This is a genomic window from Microbulbifer maximicatervae (SeqCode) (genome assembly GCF_052467325.1).
Genome location: NZ_CP174310.1, coordinates 911358 through 927788 on the forward strand (window position 1 = coordinate 911358; position 16431 = coordinate 927788).

Sequence of the window (16431 nt, forward strand, 5' to 3'; positions counted from 1 at the left end):
GAATTCGTACATCCAGTTCTAAAGAGGGCGATTCCGATATGTTTGGTCACACAAGTTATTTTCACAGTGGTTTTACCAACAACAGGTATAGGGGAGGCAATATTCACGCTTACGTAACGGGGTGCATCGCCGGATATAGCTAGTAGTGGGTATCGAGTGAGGCGGCGATAATCAAGCAGGCCAGGTTGGTCATCTCCATGGAACTATGCCAAACGGTTTGCGTTGCTACCAGTAATGAATCGTTCGCTGATAGTGGGAAACTTCTATAGGATTTGGTGCTCTGTTGGATTCCCTTTCTGGAATTGCCTGCTATCAACGTCCTCTATAAATTACTTTTAGTCCATATTACTAAAAAGGGAGAAGGAAAGAATACACCGCGCTTGGGACCCTATGAGGCATGGATGCCGATTAGGAGCTTACAGGGATGTATTCACAGCGTGTCTCGAGTGTGGTGTATTCTTTCCTTCCACCCCAGTAGTAAGTGCGTACTTAGATCTTTGTTCTGTGGGACGGTCAGTCTTTTGGTGCATAGATGCCTAACTTTACTTGGTTGCCATTCACCTCAGGAGGCTCAATCTAGTTGTTTTCTAGCGGCACGCAAGATATGAGTGGCCACTCAGTGGAGGGGAGGCTTGGGAATTGATTCTTAGGGGTGGAATAGGCGGGTGTGTGGAGAAGATTGGATTAGTGGGCTTTAGAATTATTGAGAAGCGTGATATATAGATGCTGCTTTTCAGCGAACTGTTATATTTATAGAAGTAGGTTAAGGAGCCTTATTTTGGACGGAAATATCTATGAGCAACCCTCATCTGAACTTGAGCGAAATTTGGTCTTTTGTAGGGATTGCGGTTCCCAGATTTCAAGAACGGCATCTACTTGCCCAAGTTGCGGAGTGGCTCAGCAGATAGGTGGTAAGGGGAAAGTGGCTGCTGGACTGTTGGCAATATTTTTAGGCGGTTTTGGTCTTCATAGATTTTATCTGGGCCAATGGTGGGGATTGTTCTATCTTCTGTTCTGCTGGACAGGAATTCCTGGATTAATCGCTTTTATCGAAGGTATTGTGTTCTTATGCACATCTAACGAGAAGTGGTTTGACAAGTATGGAAATAAAAAGGGTGGTTCGGCATTAGTTTTGGTACTTGTACTCTTCTTTTTAATAATTCCTGTAATTGGAATATTGGCTGCCATTTCAATTCCGGCATATCAAGACTACGTTACTCGTGCTCAACAACATCAATTGGAATCCCGATAAGTTTATAATAACTTAGTGGCGGCCCTTTCTAAGAAGGGGCGTCATTAAGACGTTATGGAGAATATAAATAAGTTTAGAGCTTCGGATGCTGCTTTATACTTGTTGTGGGCCGCGTTAGTGGTTTTGTGAAACTGAGCGCATAGGGTAATCTTATATGCGGTTCTGAAGTATCGGCATTCCCCAAAATCTCTAACTAATATACGTTGGGTTTACAATTTTGCTAAAGAATGAGCCTTCTCGAAAAGACAAAGATTGCCGATATTCAAGCGTCTACTTCGTTCGTTTTTATCGCAGGATTTTAGGCTATATCGTGATAATCAAAAATTGATATAACATTTAATCTTGCTGGGTGTAACCGCGATAGAGCTAGAATTATATTGCTACTATGGAGGGATGATGAATTTTGGAATTATAGAAAAATGGGATATATAGACATCGTTTTTGAACTAACAATTAACTTCCTCAAGGGATAAAAAGTTGGACGTCAAGATTCGCAATGAGAGTAGCCGAGATATTGAGCTAATCCACCGAGTTATAGAATTAGCTTTTCGGGAAGCTCCGTATACTGATCACACTGAGCAATTTATTGTGAGGGCTCTTCGCCGGGCTGGTGCGCTATTTTTGTCTCAAGTGGCTGAATTAGATGGAGAAATTTTGGGTAATCTTGCTATTTCTCCAGTCAATATTTCTGATGATTCAACTAGCTGGTATGGGCTTGGGCCGATCTCGGTATTGCCTGCGCATCAAGGTGAGGGGGTTGGTTCAAAACTAGTGGAAAAAGCCCTTGCGGACCTCAAAGAGCAGGGGGCTGCGGGTTGTGTCGTACTAGGGGACCCCAATTACTATGGGCGGTTTGGCTTTAAGGTTGTCGAGGGGTTGGTTTTGCCAGGGGTTCCTGCAGAGTACTTCCAGGCGCTGTCGTTTAACCGTAATTTTCCGCAAGGAGAGGTTGCGTACCATGAGGCATTCTCGACCCAAGGATAGCGATCGCTTAATTGGCGTTGATTTTCCAACTCTTTGCAGTTCCAAATTGGTTAAGTGAATAAGCAATGAAGTCAGTCTTTATAATCCTATTGATGTTATGCTCTCAAGTGGCGCACTCTTGCGAGTTTCTCTTTGGGACTTGGAAGTCCTCGATGAAAGAAAGCTATGATTACGCATCCCAAAATCCAAAAGTCGAGCGCAAGCAATTAGACTTTGTCAAATACGCTTTTGGCCATATGATAATTACATATTCGGAAGACTTTCTAGAGGTGCATGAAACTGAAAATATAGAAGTGGTAATAGAAGGGAAAAGCTACCCTTTTGCTTTTTCAGGGGATGTATCAGGCATAAATTACAAAACGTGTACAAGTAACTTAATCGAAGTTGAATACGAGAAATTTGGCAAAATAGATACTTACCAACTTACAGTGGTTAATGAGAACCTGTATTGGGTAAAGCTAGAGAGTGAAATTGGCCGTGAATATTTTCATAGAGTCAAGTAATCACTTAACAGGTTTAGGGGGCGGTAGCTTTACTAATACTGTTGATCACGCTCTTCTTTATACCTTGGTGATCGAAGTATTTCATTTCGAACAAGCTAATCAAAACACGACCTTTAGTAAGTATTGAGGGTAAGGTGTGTAATGCAAACCTGATCACTTACTACTGATTAACGGCTTGGTCCATTGAACTCTGGGTGTTAGGTGATGTATCCAACTGAGTATTAAATGAATGCGTCAATTAGGATCTTCAGTTGTTTTTCACTAGATTTGAATTGTCGGGGGTTAATACGGTAATCACGGCCTATTTAATCTGGGCGGGACTCTATTTGGCTAACGGTTCTGTATTACCTTCCGTATTGGAGAATCCATCCCGGGCTGCTTCTCTGTAGGCTTTTCGTATTTTTCTTTGTGTATATAGATGGTTCCCATTCGGCGAGGGGGTACGGATGCTCATCGTACTTTTATTCAGTGGGTGCCCAGGATTGCAATTTGTGTCTTACTTCAGTAGCCAGTAGCCAGTAGCCAGTAGCGGGATTTCCAAGTCGTGAACCTCTAAAGCCAAATCAACACAAGAAGTTCACGATAACCAGCCCAGGTAGCCTTAGATCCGTGGCAGCCACATTCCCATCGTAGCAGCAAAAATACCAATGGCCATAAACACGGTCAGCGGCACTAATGTACTGACAAACGCAATCTGGGTACCTTGTGCGGCTCCACGCTTTTGACAGTGAAAATACCATTCCAGCATGGCCAGTGGGAGCAGGTATTGGCCGAAGCCCAGGGCATATAGGAAAGGCCCGGTAAAGGATTTCCAGTCAATCCCCCAGCCGCCGGTTAGCATTGCCCAGCCCATCAAGGCTACACGAAAAAACCACACTGCACTTGCTGCCATAAAAAGGCGCAAGGCCCAGCGGCGGTGCTCAGCAATGCGTCTGGCCATCGCAGTCTGCACTGCCAGAAAAGCAAAAAACAGAATCAGTATGCCGTCCATCGTAATGCTGATCTGCGACACCAGATTGCCAAAGGTGTGCCGCGTCCAGGTCATGTAGAGCCCCGCAATACTGGCGATGACAGCGGTCAGTAGATAGCTGCGTCCCAGCCAGCGGTGGAAGTTAGGGGCATGGCGCCGCACCGAAGGGATTAGCTGAAGTGGACCACCGCCGATGACAATCGCGGCCAATAGCACGTGGCTTACCGAAGCCAGGTTGCCTAATATATCTCCCTCGCGGAAGCCTGCCGGCAGGTGTAGCCCTTTCAAACCGTGCACTCCTGATTCGGCAATGGGTGGGTAGAAGACGGCCAGGATATAGGCAAAGAAGATCGCATGGCCGATAGCCGCGATGCAGAACCAGGCTTTTACCGACAGGTTAACTGCCCGCCGGGTATCGAATGGTCGCGGTAGTGTTTGGCTGAGTACAGCGTCGTTCATGGGGTTCTCCAGGCGATTATGGTCCGTATTGGGTCTGAGTATGCTTGCCGAACATGTTCTGCTTTTTCAGACCTACGCACATCGGCCGCAGGCAGGAATCGAACTCCCCCAAAGGGTGGAGAGTTTGCCGCTTCCGTCTCCCCGGAAAGTCCCATGACAGCTGGTTGCACCTGGTTTAGCATGCGGAAATGAAATCTTCGTCCCTAAATATGCCTGAGCCGAATCCGCCCAATGCCAGCACGGAACTGCCCAAGCTCCCTATGTGGCGGCCCTTACGTGGGCCGTTTGAGCGATGGCCGCACCTGACCGACCTGCTTATTGCGTTGCTTATGTTCTTGCTAACGCTACTGATGTGGTCGCGCAACGGCTCGCCCGGAGTGCTATCCATGCAGAGCCTGTCGGATGTTATTACTTTCCAGTGTGCATTCGTTGGCTCCTTCGCTCTGTTGTGGCGTCGCACCCACCCTTGGCAGGTACAGGCCGTTATTCTCGGCGCAACAATATTGCTGGAGCTGGGTTTGCCGGCAGATGGCATCGTGGCTATGGCGATTTCGCTGTATAGCCTCGGTCGTTACGAGGCCAATACCCGGGCCAGCTTTTTTGGCGTTATCGCGACGCTGGTTTTTGTGGCGCTTGACCAGGGTATTCCGGTTCAGCCAACTGCAGCAGGCACAGTAACGGTGATGCTGGTATGGGCGCTGTGGTATATCGGCCGCCGGCTGCGCTTTCGCGGCGAATATCTGCGATTGTTGGAAGAGAGAGCCAAGTATTTAGAGCGCGAACGCAATGCCGAATCCGAGCGTGCAGTCGCGGCTGAGCGCACTCGGATCGCCCGTGAAATGCATGATGTGGTAGCCCACCAAGTGAGTCTTATGACTGTGCAGGCCGGTGCCGCCAGGGCTATCAGCCGCAATAACCCGCAAGCTGCCAGTGAGGCTATGGCTTCTGTAGAGGAGGCTGGCCGTCAGGCCATGACGGAAATGCGTCATTTACTCGGTGTACTGCGACCGACTAATAACGACACTGCACTCACTCCGCAACCAGATCTCAACGATTTGCCAGCTCTGATTGAAAAGGTCCGACGGGTGTTAACCCTGGTTGACTACGAGACCCACGGCGCACTGGGAAAAGTGCCAACTAGCGTCGCGCTCGCCGCCTATCGCATCGTTCAGGAATCCCTCACCAATGTCATCAAGCACGTCGGTGCCGCAGCGCGAGTCCAAGTGAGTGTACGCGCAGACCACGGCACTCTCACGATTCGAGTGTGCGATGATGGAAATACTGTCGGCGAGCGGCCCATGGAAGAAACAGCTATTGACAAGCAACCCGGCGGAGGGCACGGCATCGCAGGCATGCGCGAGCGCACGGAACTGCTCGGTGGCCATTTGTATGCGGGTGTAGTCGATGGTGGTGGTTTTGAGGTATATGCACAAATACCTACAGGAATGGTGAAAACATAATGTTGCGAGTGATGGTGGTGGACGACCAGGCTTTGGTGCGGCGCGGTTTTGCCCTGATTTTGGATAACGAGCCTGATATCGAGGTGGTCGCCGAGGCCGGTACGGGTGTCGAGGCGATTGAAGCCGCGCGAGTGTACCAGCCAGATATCATCCTAATGGATATCCGTATGCCGGAGATGGACGGGCTGGAATCCACAGCGCACATACTGGAAGCTAGTGATGCAACTTGCCGTGTCATTATTTTGACCACGTTCGATCCTGATGAATATGTGTTTCGTGCGCTGCGGGCTGGCGCCAGTGGTTTTGTGCTCAAGGATATTCCCCCAGAGGCGCTGGTACAGGCAGTGCGCACCGTAGCAGAGGGCGGTGCCATGCTTGCACCGGGCATCACCCAACGCCTGATTAGCCAGTTCGCACAGAAATTGGGTGCCGGGCGCAACCTGGCAAAACGCCTGGAGCGTCTGACCACTCGGGAGCGTGAAGTGCTGGAAGCCATCGCCGCAGGCAAGAGTAATGCAGAGATTGCCGAAACCCTGTTTATTGGCCCAGCTACCGTGAAAACCCACGTTTCCAGTTTGCTGTCAAAATTGGAGCTGCGCGATCGTGCGCAGGCAGTCGTATTCGCTTACGAATGTGGCCTGGCCACTGTGGGGGAGTACGATGTCGGCTTCTAGATCAAAACCCGCTTTGCAACGCAATGCACTGAATCGCCTTGCCGCCTGTGGCGCTGTAGTTCTGGGATTGTTTTTCCTCCTTGGAGCCCAGGGCCACTTTGTTGCCACCTGGCCTTTGGTAACCAGCGATGGAATTGGTTTATCCCGTCGTTTGTTGTTGATGTTGCCCGGTGTGATGCTCGCCGGCACGGCGGTGTTGAACCTCCTCCTCTGTAAGCCACTCTGGCAAGAGCGTCGCTATGCGCTAAACGTTACGCTCGCGGGTAATCTGCTTACTATGAGCTACTTGCTCTACCTGATGATACGAGGCGTTCCCAATCATCCTATTGGCACTTTCCTAGCATTGGAGATGTCTTTCGTAATGCTACTAGTAGGAACGAGGGCGGGAATGGTCTGGCCTGCGGTAGTGGCACAGGTTGAGGTGGAGAAACAGTAATGCAGGTGCTTGGGGGTTGTACTAGCTTTCAGCAGCCATCGACTTCAAAGCCGCTTTTAACTTGTTAGTTTTGACGTCTGTCTGGTAAATAAAATTCTCTATGGACCTTCGAAGCCCTGGCCAGGTCGTGTTCTCCACGAAACAATACCTGCCCACAATCCTTTCCGCACTTGATATCCCTATCAATCAGAAATGCGCCTACCACACAGTGAGGAGTGTCATCATAGTCGGCTATTGCACAAGGGGTATTTGGGTACATCGCGATATTGTTATGCGTTCCATGTCTACTTTAGTAGCTAGATACCTAGTGTTCTGTGTGGTTTTACTTTTGCCTATTGAGATGACGGGCCATATAGATTAGGTGTTTAGAGTGTCTCTGGAAAATATTGCCTTGGCATTCAGCCAAGGCAATATTATTATTTTACTGATCAACTAAGGGGAATGAACTGTTCAGCTTGAGGAAGTAGTGGTCAATTACCTCCTGTTTGGTTTCTATATCCATTTCTTCTCTATTTAACAGGCAGTGTACCAAGGAGTAGTAAGTTTGGTTACATCTCTCTTCAAATGCTAATAAAGTACCTTCGCCTTCACGATCACCTTTGTAAAGGTGATTTAGTTTACGGTAAATACTGATATACCCAGGCGCTTTTTTGCCTTTTATATCGTTTGATATTTCCAGTTTAATTTTTCCTTGTGTTTTGGGAATTAACCAGTTGTCAGCAGCTTTTGAAACACCAGTTCCTAATCCAAAGGTAATGGCGTTACCGGCTTCAGAAATACCCTGCAATACAATCTCCCTTAGCAACTCTTCAGCTACCCGCTTATTCAGGGGAATGTCAATAACTCTCTTTACTTGCTGTATTCTATTCCCAAAGATATCAATAACATCAAGGTAGTATCTTTTTATATGTTGATTTGGGGCTAGACTTTGAGTAATGTTCTTTTTTTCAATACTGTCACGACCGATAAGAGCCTTCTTTTTTATATATCCCTTTTGATAGTTTTCAGTTAAATCTCTTGTGACATAGAAATAGCCGTCTTCTTCATTATGTACAGTTACACACTCACCGATTAGGAGGTCATAATTTTTAACTAAAAAATTTTGACCGATTGAATCCCTAATTTTATACTTTATTCCGGGTGGCTTGGCATGCAGGTTGGCTGGATTGATTACTATTGCTTTAAAGTTTTCTGGAAAAATCATGGTGGCCTCCGTATGTTAGGGCGAATATTATTTAATCGCAAAATTAATTTGGTAATACTGAATTATTACCTTATGTGTTGCGGGATTAATTTCGTTACCCTGTAAATAAAATGCTGCCAATTTGATCTTAACTATATCGGTTGCAAGTATGGGTTTTAGCCGTATATTTGAAAAAAACGCACTTCAATTATGTTTATTATTTGGCTATTGTGAGTAGCTGATGCGTATATAGCCCTTTTCGGAGGGTAGGTAGAATTTCAGGGGAAGATTCCTATATTTTCTTGTTTACCTTTCACTTCTTGCACTGGAATCAATACACATGTCCCAATTTTAGGGTTCTCATGGCTCGGCGGTTTGGCACTAAACCTAGTTTCTACTATTAGTCTAGTTGTGGGTAGCGTTCCAGGTTGAGGAGTTCGGTAAGTGGCCCTTGGGGGTGGGGCAGCTGGCTAAGCCAATGGGCTTTGGAATTAAAGAGAAGCGTGATATATAGATGCTGATTTTGAATTAACTGTTAGCTTACAAGGTAATGCTTGAGCGTCAGTCTTGAAAATGGAGTAGAAATTGGATATTGAATTAGAAGCAAAGAAAATTCGTTCCGAGCTAGAGAAATTTAGCCTTCCGGCAATTAAGTTGTTCCCAAAAGCGGAGAAAGCTGAACATATTTGGAGTACAAAGTTTGGCGGGAAACCATATTGGCCAAAGGGTAAGGCATATCCTGTGTCAGATGATGGTGCCAAGTTAATCCTTTTGGCTCAGCTGAACTTCGATGAGCTACCCAAATTGAGTCAATATCCTGAAAGTGGAATACTTCAATTTTTTATCGAGGATGATGACGTTTACGGGATGGATTTTGACAGACCTACAGAAGAAGTAATTTCATCGCCTAGCGGCTATCGGGTCATATACCATCCTGAAATTGAAAAAAATGAATTGTATTTAGAGCAAGATCTTCCAGGAGCGAATGATGAACATTTCCTTCCCGCTTCTAGGGAGTATCGAATTGAATGTATCCTCGATAAAGAAATACCATCACCTACTGACTATAGATATGAGATGTATGCGTCTGATCCTTTGGAGTATGAGGACGACCTTGCTGAATATGTGTACGAGAATTTTTCTGCTGAAGGCAGTAAAATAGGGGGTTATGCTAGTTTTGCACAAGAAGATCCACGTATTTCTGAGAAAAAAGATAATTGGCTTTTGTTATTTCAGATGGACTCTGAACTGGTGGGTGACAATCAAATAATGTGGGGTGATATGGGTGTAGGTAACTTCTTTATCGAAAGAGAAGCGCTAAAGAAAAAAGACTTTTCTAAAGTCTGGTATAACTGGGACTGCTGCTGATAGCTGAAATATATCAAGAATATTAAGGTGTCAATAGTGATGTACCTGATTTAGCTGTTAGCGATAAAGCGAAGCTTGGAGAATCTTTCTGGGTAGTAGAATTTAGGCTAAGTTGAGCGCGCTGGATATGCGCGCTTTGCACAATGAGTGAGCAGTATTTTACTGTCGATAGAGTGGGGCTGATAGTGAAGGTATAGTTGATTGCAAGATTTACGAAACAGTATTGGAGGATTGGAATGGGTTGTGCTATTTATTTTCCGTTTCTTATAGAGCATGCTTCTAGATGTACATCTATATTTATAGGGCTCCAGCCTGGTTTGTTAAAAAATTCTCCATGTTTATCAAAGCTAAAGATACTATACGCATGCTGCCAGGTTGATTGGTGGCGGCAATAATCTCGTTTCGGCCACAAAGAAAGCGGCCTCACCAAACTCACCATTGTTAGAATGCTGGAGGATATTAATGTCAGGAACAGTAGATCTTGGGAAACTATTAGATGATATGAATCCACAATTGTTTGAGAGTGAGTATGTATTTTGTCATGTCTCAGGTCAGCTATCTGATTATGTTCACTTGCAGCCACGTGCCAGTTTTATTGAACCAGAAGGCTTAACCCTGATTTTATTAAAAAGCATTGCTGAGAACGAAAATATCAGATTTGAAAGTACTTACAAACAGATAATGTTAACGGTACATTCAAGTTTAAATGCTGTTGGCTTGACCGCTGTAATATCAAATAAGCTTATGTCAAAAGGTATCAGTGCAAACGTAGTAGCTGCCTATTTTCATGACCATATCTTTGTTCAATCAGAGAAAGCTAAAGCTGCATTATCTGCTCTGTATGAAATATCAGGAAAAAACAGCTAGCAGGATACCGTTAGGGGATGAGTTAACATTAAAATCTAAAGATGGACTTTGGAAAAGCAATTTACCACCAAGGAAGAAGTGAAGACGTGAACTATAAAAGCAAAGAGTTATGCAGAATTAGAACAGTTACAACTTTTATTAGTTTGGGGCGAGATAAAAATAGTTGGAAAAAAGAAATTGAGAAGGCATCATTTTTTTGTGCCAGCCTGTCAAAGGAGTTTCATAATAATGGGTATATTGTTCAGTCGGTGAGGGTTGTCACTAATTCGTTTGGCGAATATTTAAATACTGATTCATATGAAACAGCAAGAGTTGACCTGCAGTATATAAGTAAATTATTGGAAGGGGCAAACAGGTCTGGGCTCCGAATTCGCTTTGCTATTGGTGAAGCAAAAACCAAAAATGAGATAAAATTACTCCCAGAGTTGATTAAAGATTTCGGTGATTTATGCAATGTCTGCGTGAATGTGAGCCTTGATGAGTTTGGGGTTCTTACCAATGATCTTATAGAAGAATCGGCTAAAACTGTGTTAAAGATTAGTCAAATCACGGAAAGAGGAGAGGGGAATTTCAATTTCACCGTTAACTTCAATTGTGAACCTCTTATCCCATACTTTCCTGCTAGCTATCATCGAAAAGAACTAGGTAATTGTTTTGTTATTGGTTTAGAGACCCCTGATTTACTTGTGAATGTGCTAAAACTTTACAGTCTAAGTGCATCTACTAAGAGCCATAATGAGCGTTACAAAAACTACTTTCAAATTATGAGAAATGCGCTTCAATATCATATCTCAAGCATCAATGAAGTCATATTGAACTCACAGTCTAAACACAATTTTAGGTTCTCTGGCTTTGATAGTTCTGCAGCGCCTTCAAAAGATTGTTCAAGTATGGCTGAAGTCTATAAACAAATGGGTGTAGAATATTTTGGTGCATCCGGAACAGTTGAAGCTTCGTCATTATTGACAAAAGTCTTCAAGTCTATAGAGGGAGTAGATTTAGTCGGGTTCTCTGGTCTTATGCTGGCATTAACTGAAGATACTGGCTTGGCTGAAGGGACTAAAAAGGACAATTTTGATATACGATCCCTTCTAACATTCAGTGCTGTTTGTGGCATCGGTTTGGATACGGTTCCCATTCCTGGCGATACTCCCATAGAAAAGATCTCTGCACTTATGAGAGATACCGGAACTATGGCCTATCGACTAAATAAACCATTAACTGTTCGCTTATTTCCAGTTCCAGGTCTTACAGCAGGTGATCAAACAGTTTTTGAAAGTGATGATTTATGCAATTGTACCGTGCTCTCAGTACCGTAAGTTCCAAATTATCAAAATAACCATCTAACTAAGCCGGTGGTGCCTATAATACACTTTAAGCAGCGGCAAGGTTGTATGCATACGTATGTAGCAATTTTAACTCCATTGGATACTTCGCTAAGCTAGACAAACTACCAAGCAAGGCGAAGGATGGCAACAAAAGATGGTCCTACTCAGAAAAGCAAACGCTCTTTCTTGGGTGTATTTCCTGTAGGATATAAATACAAGTGTGCTTAGTTAGAGTGTTTGTTTTTGAGGGGGGATATGAAGTAATTGCCGCATTTTTTCAAAAAATAGAGTTTAACTTCTTTAAGGAAGGATTTGTTAGTCTCTCTTTCATTGGAGAATCTGCCTTCAATGTCTTCCAGTTTTTATTCCTCTTCTTTTAAGTGCGTAAGTAGATCTCTTCGTATCGTATGGGGAAGTAGATTAAAGACATGGAAATAAGACCTTACTAGATTTATTTCCGTTTTTAGTGGTGATAGTGGGACACTTGTTCCACTTGCTGGGCTTCCATAAATCTGAATTTATGCACTTGTCTGATTGTTTCCTATTGATGTTCAAACTGAGAGCGGCATTCTTTGAGGCAAAAATTGAAAAATGATGCTTGTTGGGAGGATGCTTAAGCTTTTATTTGCAGTAATTGATCATTTTTAGAAAATTGTGTGAAAACACATAGATCTAAAAATAAATTATGGCAGACTTAAATGAAGCTCTCTTGTGCCGGTATGGCGGACAATCATATAGTGGTCGGTTGTTATATTAAACGATTAGATTAAAAGGAATAAAAATGTACGTTTTTAATACATTTAAACAGCGGGTAAATGTAGCGAACAGTAGATTTACTGAGGCGCGTTCTTCTTTGAGATCTTTGTACACGGTGCTACGCAATGCAGACCCTGGGCAAGCCTCTGTAGCCGATATTTTAGGTGCCATTCGTCCAATGTCGGCAAGGAAAAAGTTAAAATATAGAAATGCACTTAACTATCTGCTCACACATCTTGGTGGTGAAATTCAACCACAAAATTTCAGCTGGATGAGCCCAGGTATTGGAGGTATGTCGAAATTCAACAGCAATCCAGATCTAGATAAGGCAGGTCTCTGGCTTTATAAAAATGATGTTCGAACAGTCATAACTATTGAAAGTAATGGGGCAGCTGCCACGAAAGCTGCAACCTCTGGAACCTTCCCAGATTTTAAATGGTTTAGCTGTTTTCTAGCGGATTGGCATGCCCCTTCTGTTAAACAGTTGGTACGTTACTGCGAGGCTGTCCATGAGCGTAGCGCTTATGGATCTGTTGCCACCCACTGTTGGGGCGGGACCGGGCGTACAGGATGTTTTCTGGCGGCTTGGTCGTTATTTACTGGTTCTTCAAGGTCTGCTCAAGAAGCCCTGGGAAAGGTCCGCAGGCAATACAACACACACTCAGTAGAAATGAAAGCTCAGTACAACACTCTCGCAAGATTCTCAGATCATCTGGGTTATGTAGCATCAAAGACCTATGATGACAATACATTGGACCACGCAGGTGGACACTGGCACCCGGGCAAACAGGACTTTGGCATTGCCCAAGATCCAGGGCATGCCGGTTCTGGTGGTGGTACAGGGGATGCCGTTTTCAAAAAATTGGTTGGTCAACACGGCGTTGCGAATAGTAAAAGCCCTTATGTTACTGAATCACCCACTGCACATGTGCAAGTGGTAAGGGCATGAATGAGATATGAAATAACAGAGCTCAACCCCGTTGGGCTCTTTTTTATTATGTATCTTGCGGCTTAATAATGCCTGGTTTCTACGGAGAGGTTGGGCACGGTCTTTCATTCTCACAGAACCTGTTAGCAACATACTCTACGACCTACTCCTTGTTCATTTTCAGTGGATACATAGATTTCTGTGCGGTGGAAGGAGGGTGATATAGTGCTTCAAGCTATGGTTATGGGAAACTTGCGAATTAGGATGGAGTAGGGGGGGAATTAAATATGAAATAAACCCTTCCATAAATTGCCAAGAGATATAAATTAAGTCAGTTTTTCTATGAAATTTTCTGGAAATAAGTAGAGTATGGATGGGGGGAGAGCTATAAAGACTTTGCTGTATTATTTATATTGAGCGTTCGTACTATCTAAAGGTGGAGTGTGAACTTTTATATATTTGTATATGGTTGAGTTAACCAGCTTCCGAATCATTGAGAAACGTGATATAGGTACCAACTTTGAATCAACCGTTATACTTGAATTAGAGAATACAATAATGAAAAAAATAGTGTTGATGGCTGTAACGTTTTTGGCTATTTCTGGATGTAAAACTACGTCTGTGAGAAATGATGCAGATACAGGATTCCAGGTGGCACACTCAGAATACTTAGGGAAGAAGCTATACGATGCAGTGCTTTCAGAAGATGGAAGCTCACCCTATACAAGCAGAGAGCAGGATATCTTAGAAATGTCTAAAGACCTTGTATGTAAGGGGAGGTACAAAGCTGTATCGGTAGTGGATGAAAAGTTTGAAACTGAAAATATATATCTCCTATTAAGCCCTGAGAATGATTCTAGTATTCAATTTGGCCGTCATCTGAAGTTCAGACTCAGGTTAGGTAGTAATGATATTGTGGATGTATCTCCATCAACAAAGACCTGTCTATTGGTTCCGGCTGAGGGGGATGGTATCCCGTTCTCTACTCACTTGATCTCAAATGTACCAACTGAATTTCATGTATTTTTGAGTCTGTATCATGAGAAGAAAATTTATGTAAGCACTTCTGCTGGCCTTTGGAGCGTAGACGCGGGTAAGGTCACCTTGATGGAGTAAATACATAGCAATGAGTACGAGTCGGTACCTAAAGCTACTCATATTTATACACGAGACTGCTTATTTCGATGTGGCCCTCTAATAGGAATCGGGGTATATAAGCCCAGTATATGAGCTATTAGGAGTAGTATGAAAAAAAGAAATTTATATCTCGTATTTGCTTCAATTCTCTGTTTTGCTGTGATAGTAGAAATTTTGAGTAGGACCAGTGGGGTCTGTCTGGGCATTTTGGTAGAGGAAATACCTGATCATGAAAAAGTTAACCATTAAAAGCTTGCCTTTTACGATAGGAATATTTTTCACAGTGGCATTTGTCTTCTTACTTCATGAGTTCATCCGGGGATTTGACTATAAGGATGTGGAATACACAATGGAGATGCTGCCTTATTTAGGAATGTCATTTGCTTGTGCTTTAGTAGGTATTCCGTCAGTTATCTATGGTATTAATCGTTTATCTGATGGGGCTTCTTAAAAAGTATTTATGGGTGTTTGTAAAGCTGGTGGACATTACTTACACCCGATATAGGCTGTTTTTCATTGTGTTCAGAGTGTGATCGTCTTTCTAGATCATGGAGTGAGTATGATTTATTGGATTTAGCTGCGTCGACTGAACGCTTGGGGCACGACGAAAATAGAGTTTAATTCAAGTATTTCCGTAGTTTCTATTAGCGCCCATTCGGGTTTAAGGGGTTGCAGTTGTCTAATAGAAGATTTGGTTATTAGTGACACAAAAGAGTGGTCTAGCAAGTTCCACATAGATATGGAATTCTTTCTGGTTGGCATAGATGTCGACATTGATCTCCTGAGGCTTCATAAGATAAGCTGTATTCGCCTCGCAACTCAGGCATAGGCCCAATTAGTTACTCGAGTTATGCGTAGTCAGTGTCTATCACACTTATACTTGTTCGCTGACTTTATAAATCGGTACTGAATTCAATTTCGGGACATAAGGGTATGTTTGGACTTATACCGCACAAAGGATTCGGCTCTTCGCGAGAATCAACCAATGAGAAAATTAGCCATATTGATATTTCAAACGCTTGACGGTGTAATGCAAGCTCCGAGTGTACCTGAGGAAGATTTTTCAGGTGGCTTTAGTCATGGAGGTTGGGCTAAAGATTGTTGGGATGAAGTCATGGAGCAAGTGGGAAAGGAAGCAATGGCAGAACCGTATGATCTGCTATTAGGGCGCAATACATACAACTTATTTGCCTCAAATTTCTCGAATGCGGAACCTGGCAATCCAATCACAGATAAACTTAATCAGGCAAAAAAATACGTTGTGACATCAGGCACTGATGATCTCATGTGGAATAATTCATTCAAGCTCAGGAGCTCGAATGCGGCTTTAGAAGTCGGCAAAGTTAAAGAAATGGAAGGGCCGCTGTTGCAGCTTCATGGAAGTTGGCAATTGGTACAGTCACTTCTAAAGCATAGTTTGGTAGATGAGCTTAGACTGTGGACGTTTCCCGTAGTTGTTGGAGAAGGAAAACGTTTGTTTGAAAATGGCAAGATCTCATCAAAATACAAACTCATTAAATTTTCGGCATGTCCTTCAGGAGCCTTCATGCACTTCTATCAACCATTAGATGGCAAGGCCGTATAAGGTAGCTTTTAGACAAATAAATTGCTCTCGAAGCGGCTCTTATCAGGCTGTTAGGATGAGGTGCAAGTTTTTATGAAGCAAGAACATATTTTGGTATTTTCACTATCTGTATTGGCTTATTTCAAGCTTTACGCAACATAGGGTGTATACGTTCTGACTACTCTAATAGGGTTCAAAAGGGAATCCAATGCATCTTAATTTGGTTATTTCCATTAGTTGGCGGCCTAATTACTGTATACTTTGTTGAGCCAATGGATACAAGCTCAAATTATAGAAGACCTGATGCAGCCCCTGGTCAAGATTCATACCCTGCCACTGAGGGATGTATGGATTGAGTTTATACCATTGAACTCAAATATGGTACTGAAGCAGAGTCTTCCCAATTAGGCGATCTACAGAATTCTCCAGTCCTTTAAGTTGTTAGCTCTAATGAAGAAACTCATACTAATTACGCTACTCATAGCTTGGCCGGAGCAGAGAGTTAAGTTTCTATGCGTGTCAATAGATGGATGTTGGTTGCCTTAGTATGAAAATTTCTATT

General features: G+C 43.6%; 15 protein-coding genes. 13 read left to right on the top strand and 2 right to left on the bottom strand.

Features of this window, described 5'->3' with window-relative positions; genetic code table 11:
* Positions 1-778 precede the first annotated feature (778 nt).
* The 3 genes from ACJJIE_RS04445 (at position 779) to ACJJIE_RS04455 (ending at position 2739) form a co-directional block, all read left to right on the top strand.
* Complete coding sequence (locus ACJJIE_RS04445; protein ID WP_282932553.1) at positions 779-1252, top strand: TM2 domain-containing protein; 474 nt, start codon at positions 779-781, stop codon at positions 1250-1252.
* Between the two features lie 477 nt (positions 1253-1729).
* Positions 1730-2236, top strand: a complete 507-nt coding sequence (locus ACJJIE_RS04450; RefSeq protein ID WP_444893689.1) for a GNAT family N-acetyltransferase — start codon at positions 1730-1732, stop codon at positions 2234-2236.
* A 152-nt stretch (positions 2237-2388) separates the two neighbouring features.
* Complete coding sequence (locus tag ACJJIE_RS04455) at positions 2389-2739, top strand: hypothetical protein (RefSeq protein ID WP_282932555.1); 351 nt, start codon at positions 2389-2391, stop codon at positions 2737-2739.
* Between the two features lie 601 nt (positions 2740-3340).
* On the opposite strand, the gene ACJJIE_RS04460 is transcribed toward ACJJIE_RS04455, so the two are convergent.
* A complete protein-coding gene (locus ACJJIE_RS04460) occupies positions 3341-4168 on the bottom strand; it encodes a DUF2306 domain-containing protein (protein WP_444893690.1) in 828 nt (275 codons plus the stop codon).
* Positions 4169-4356: 188 nt separating this feature from the next.
* Between ACJJIE_RS04460 and ACJJIE_RS04465 the strand changes: the two genes are divergently transcribed.
* The 3 genes from ACJJIE_RS04465 to ACJJIE_RS04475 are packed head-to-tail and all read left to right on the top strand — an operon-like array spanning position 4357 to position 6738.
* A complete protein-coding gene (locus ACJJIE_RS04465) occupies positions 4357-5628 on the top strand; it encodes a sensor histidine kinase (RefSeq protein ID WP_282932557.1) in 1272 nt (423 codons plus the stop codon).
* Entirely contained in the window at positions 5628-6302 is a 675-nt protein-coding gene (locus tag ACJJIE_RS04470; RefSeq protein ID WP_282932558.1) for a response regulator, read from the top strand. Before ACJJIE_RS04465 ends, ACJJIE_RS04470 begins: the two co-directional genes overlap by 1 nt.
* Positions 6289-6738: a hypothetical protein gene (locus tag ACJJIE_RS04475; RefSeq protein ID WP_444893691.1), complete on the top strand. Its 450-nt coding sequence runs from the start codon at positions 6289-6291 to the stop codon at positions 6736-6738. The genes ACJJIE_RS04470 and ACJJIE_RS04475 overlap by 14 nt, the downstream gene beginning before the upstream one ends.
* Before the next feature lie 421 nt (positions 6739-7159).
* Here ACJJIE_RS04475 and ACJJIE_RS04480 read toward each other — a convergent pair whose 3' ends face one another.
* The gene (locus ACJJIE_RS04480; RefSeq protein WP_444893692.1) at positions 7160-7942 is read right to left on the bottom strand and encodes a hypothetical protein; all 783 of its coding nucleotides are present in this window, start codon (positions 7940-7942) and stop codon (positions 7160-7162) included.
* 564 nt (positions 7943-8506) lie between these two features.
* Here ACJJIE_RS04480 and ACJJIE_RS04485 point away from each other — a divergent pair.
* From ACJJIE_RS04485 to ACJJIE_RS04515, 7 genes are all read left to right on the top strand, one after another.
* On the top strand, positions 8507-9289 hold the full coding sequence (locus ACJJIE_RS04485) for a YwqG family protein (RefSeq protein ID WP_282932562.1): 783 nt from the start codon (positions 8507-8509) through the stop codon (positions 9287-9289).
* A gap of 462 nt (positions 9290-9751) precedes the next feature.
* On the top strand, positions 9752-10156 hold the full coding sequence (locus tag ACJJIE_RS04490; RefSeq protein WP_444893693.1) for an ACT domain-containing protein: 405 nt from the start codon (positions 9752-9754) through the stop codon (positions 10154-10156).
* Positions 10157-10197: 41 nt separating this feature from the next.
* Positions 10198-11475 carry a DUF711 family protein gene (locus ACJJIE_RS04495; protein WP_282932564.1) on the top strand — a complete coding sequence of 426 codons (1278 nt, stop codon included), beginning with the start codon at positions 10198-10200 and terminating at the stop codon, positions 11473-11475.
* Positions 11476-12265: 790 nt separating this feature from the next.
* Complete coding sequence (locus ACJJIE_RS04500) at positions 12266-13189, top strand: phosphatase domain-containing putative toxin (RefSeq protein WP_282932565.1); 924 nt, start codon at positions 12266-12268, stop codon at positions 13187-13189.
* A 537-nt stretch (positions 13190-13726) separates the two neighbouring features.
* Positions 13727-14284 (top strand): hypothetical protein, encoded by a 558-nt coding sequence (locus tag ACJJIE_RS04505; protein WP_444893694.1) that lies wholly within the window; start codon positions 13727-13729, stop codon positions 14282-14284.
* A gap of 250 nt (positions 14285-14534) precedes the next feature.
* Complete coding sequence (locus ACJJIE_RS04510) at positions 14535-14756, top strand: hypothetical protein (protein ID WP_444893695.1); 222 nt, start codon at positions 14535-14537, stop codon at positions 14754-14756.
* A 534-nt stretch (positions 14757-15290) separates the two neighbouring features.
* The gene (locus tag ACJJIE_RS04515; protein WP_444893696.1) at positions 15291-15890 is read left to right on the top strand and encodes a dihydrofolate reductase family protein; all 600 of its coding nucleotides are present in this window, start codon (positions 15291-15293) and stop codon (positions 15888-15890) included.
* Positions 15891-16431 lie beyond the last annotated feature (541 nt).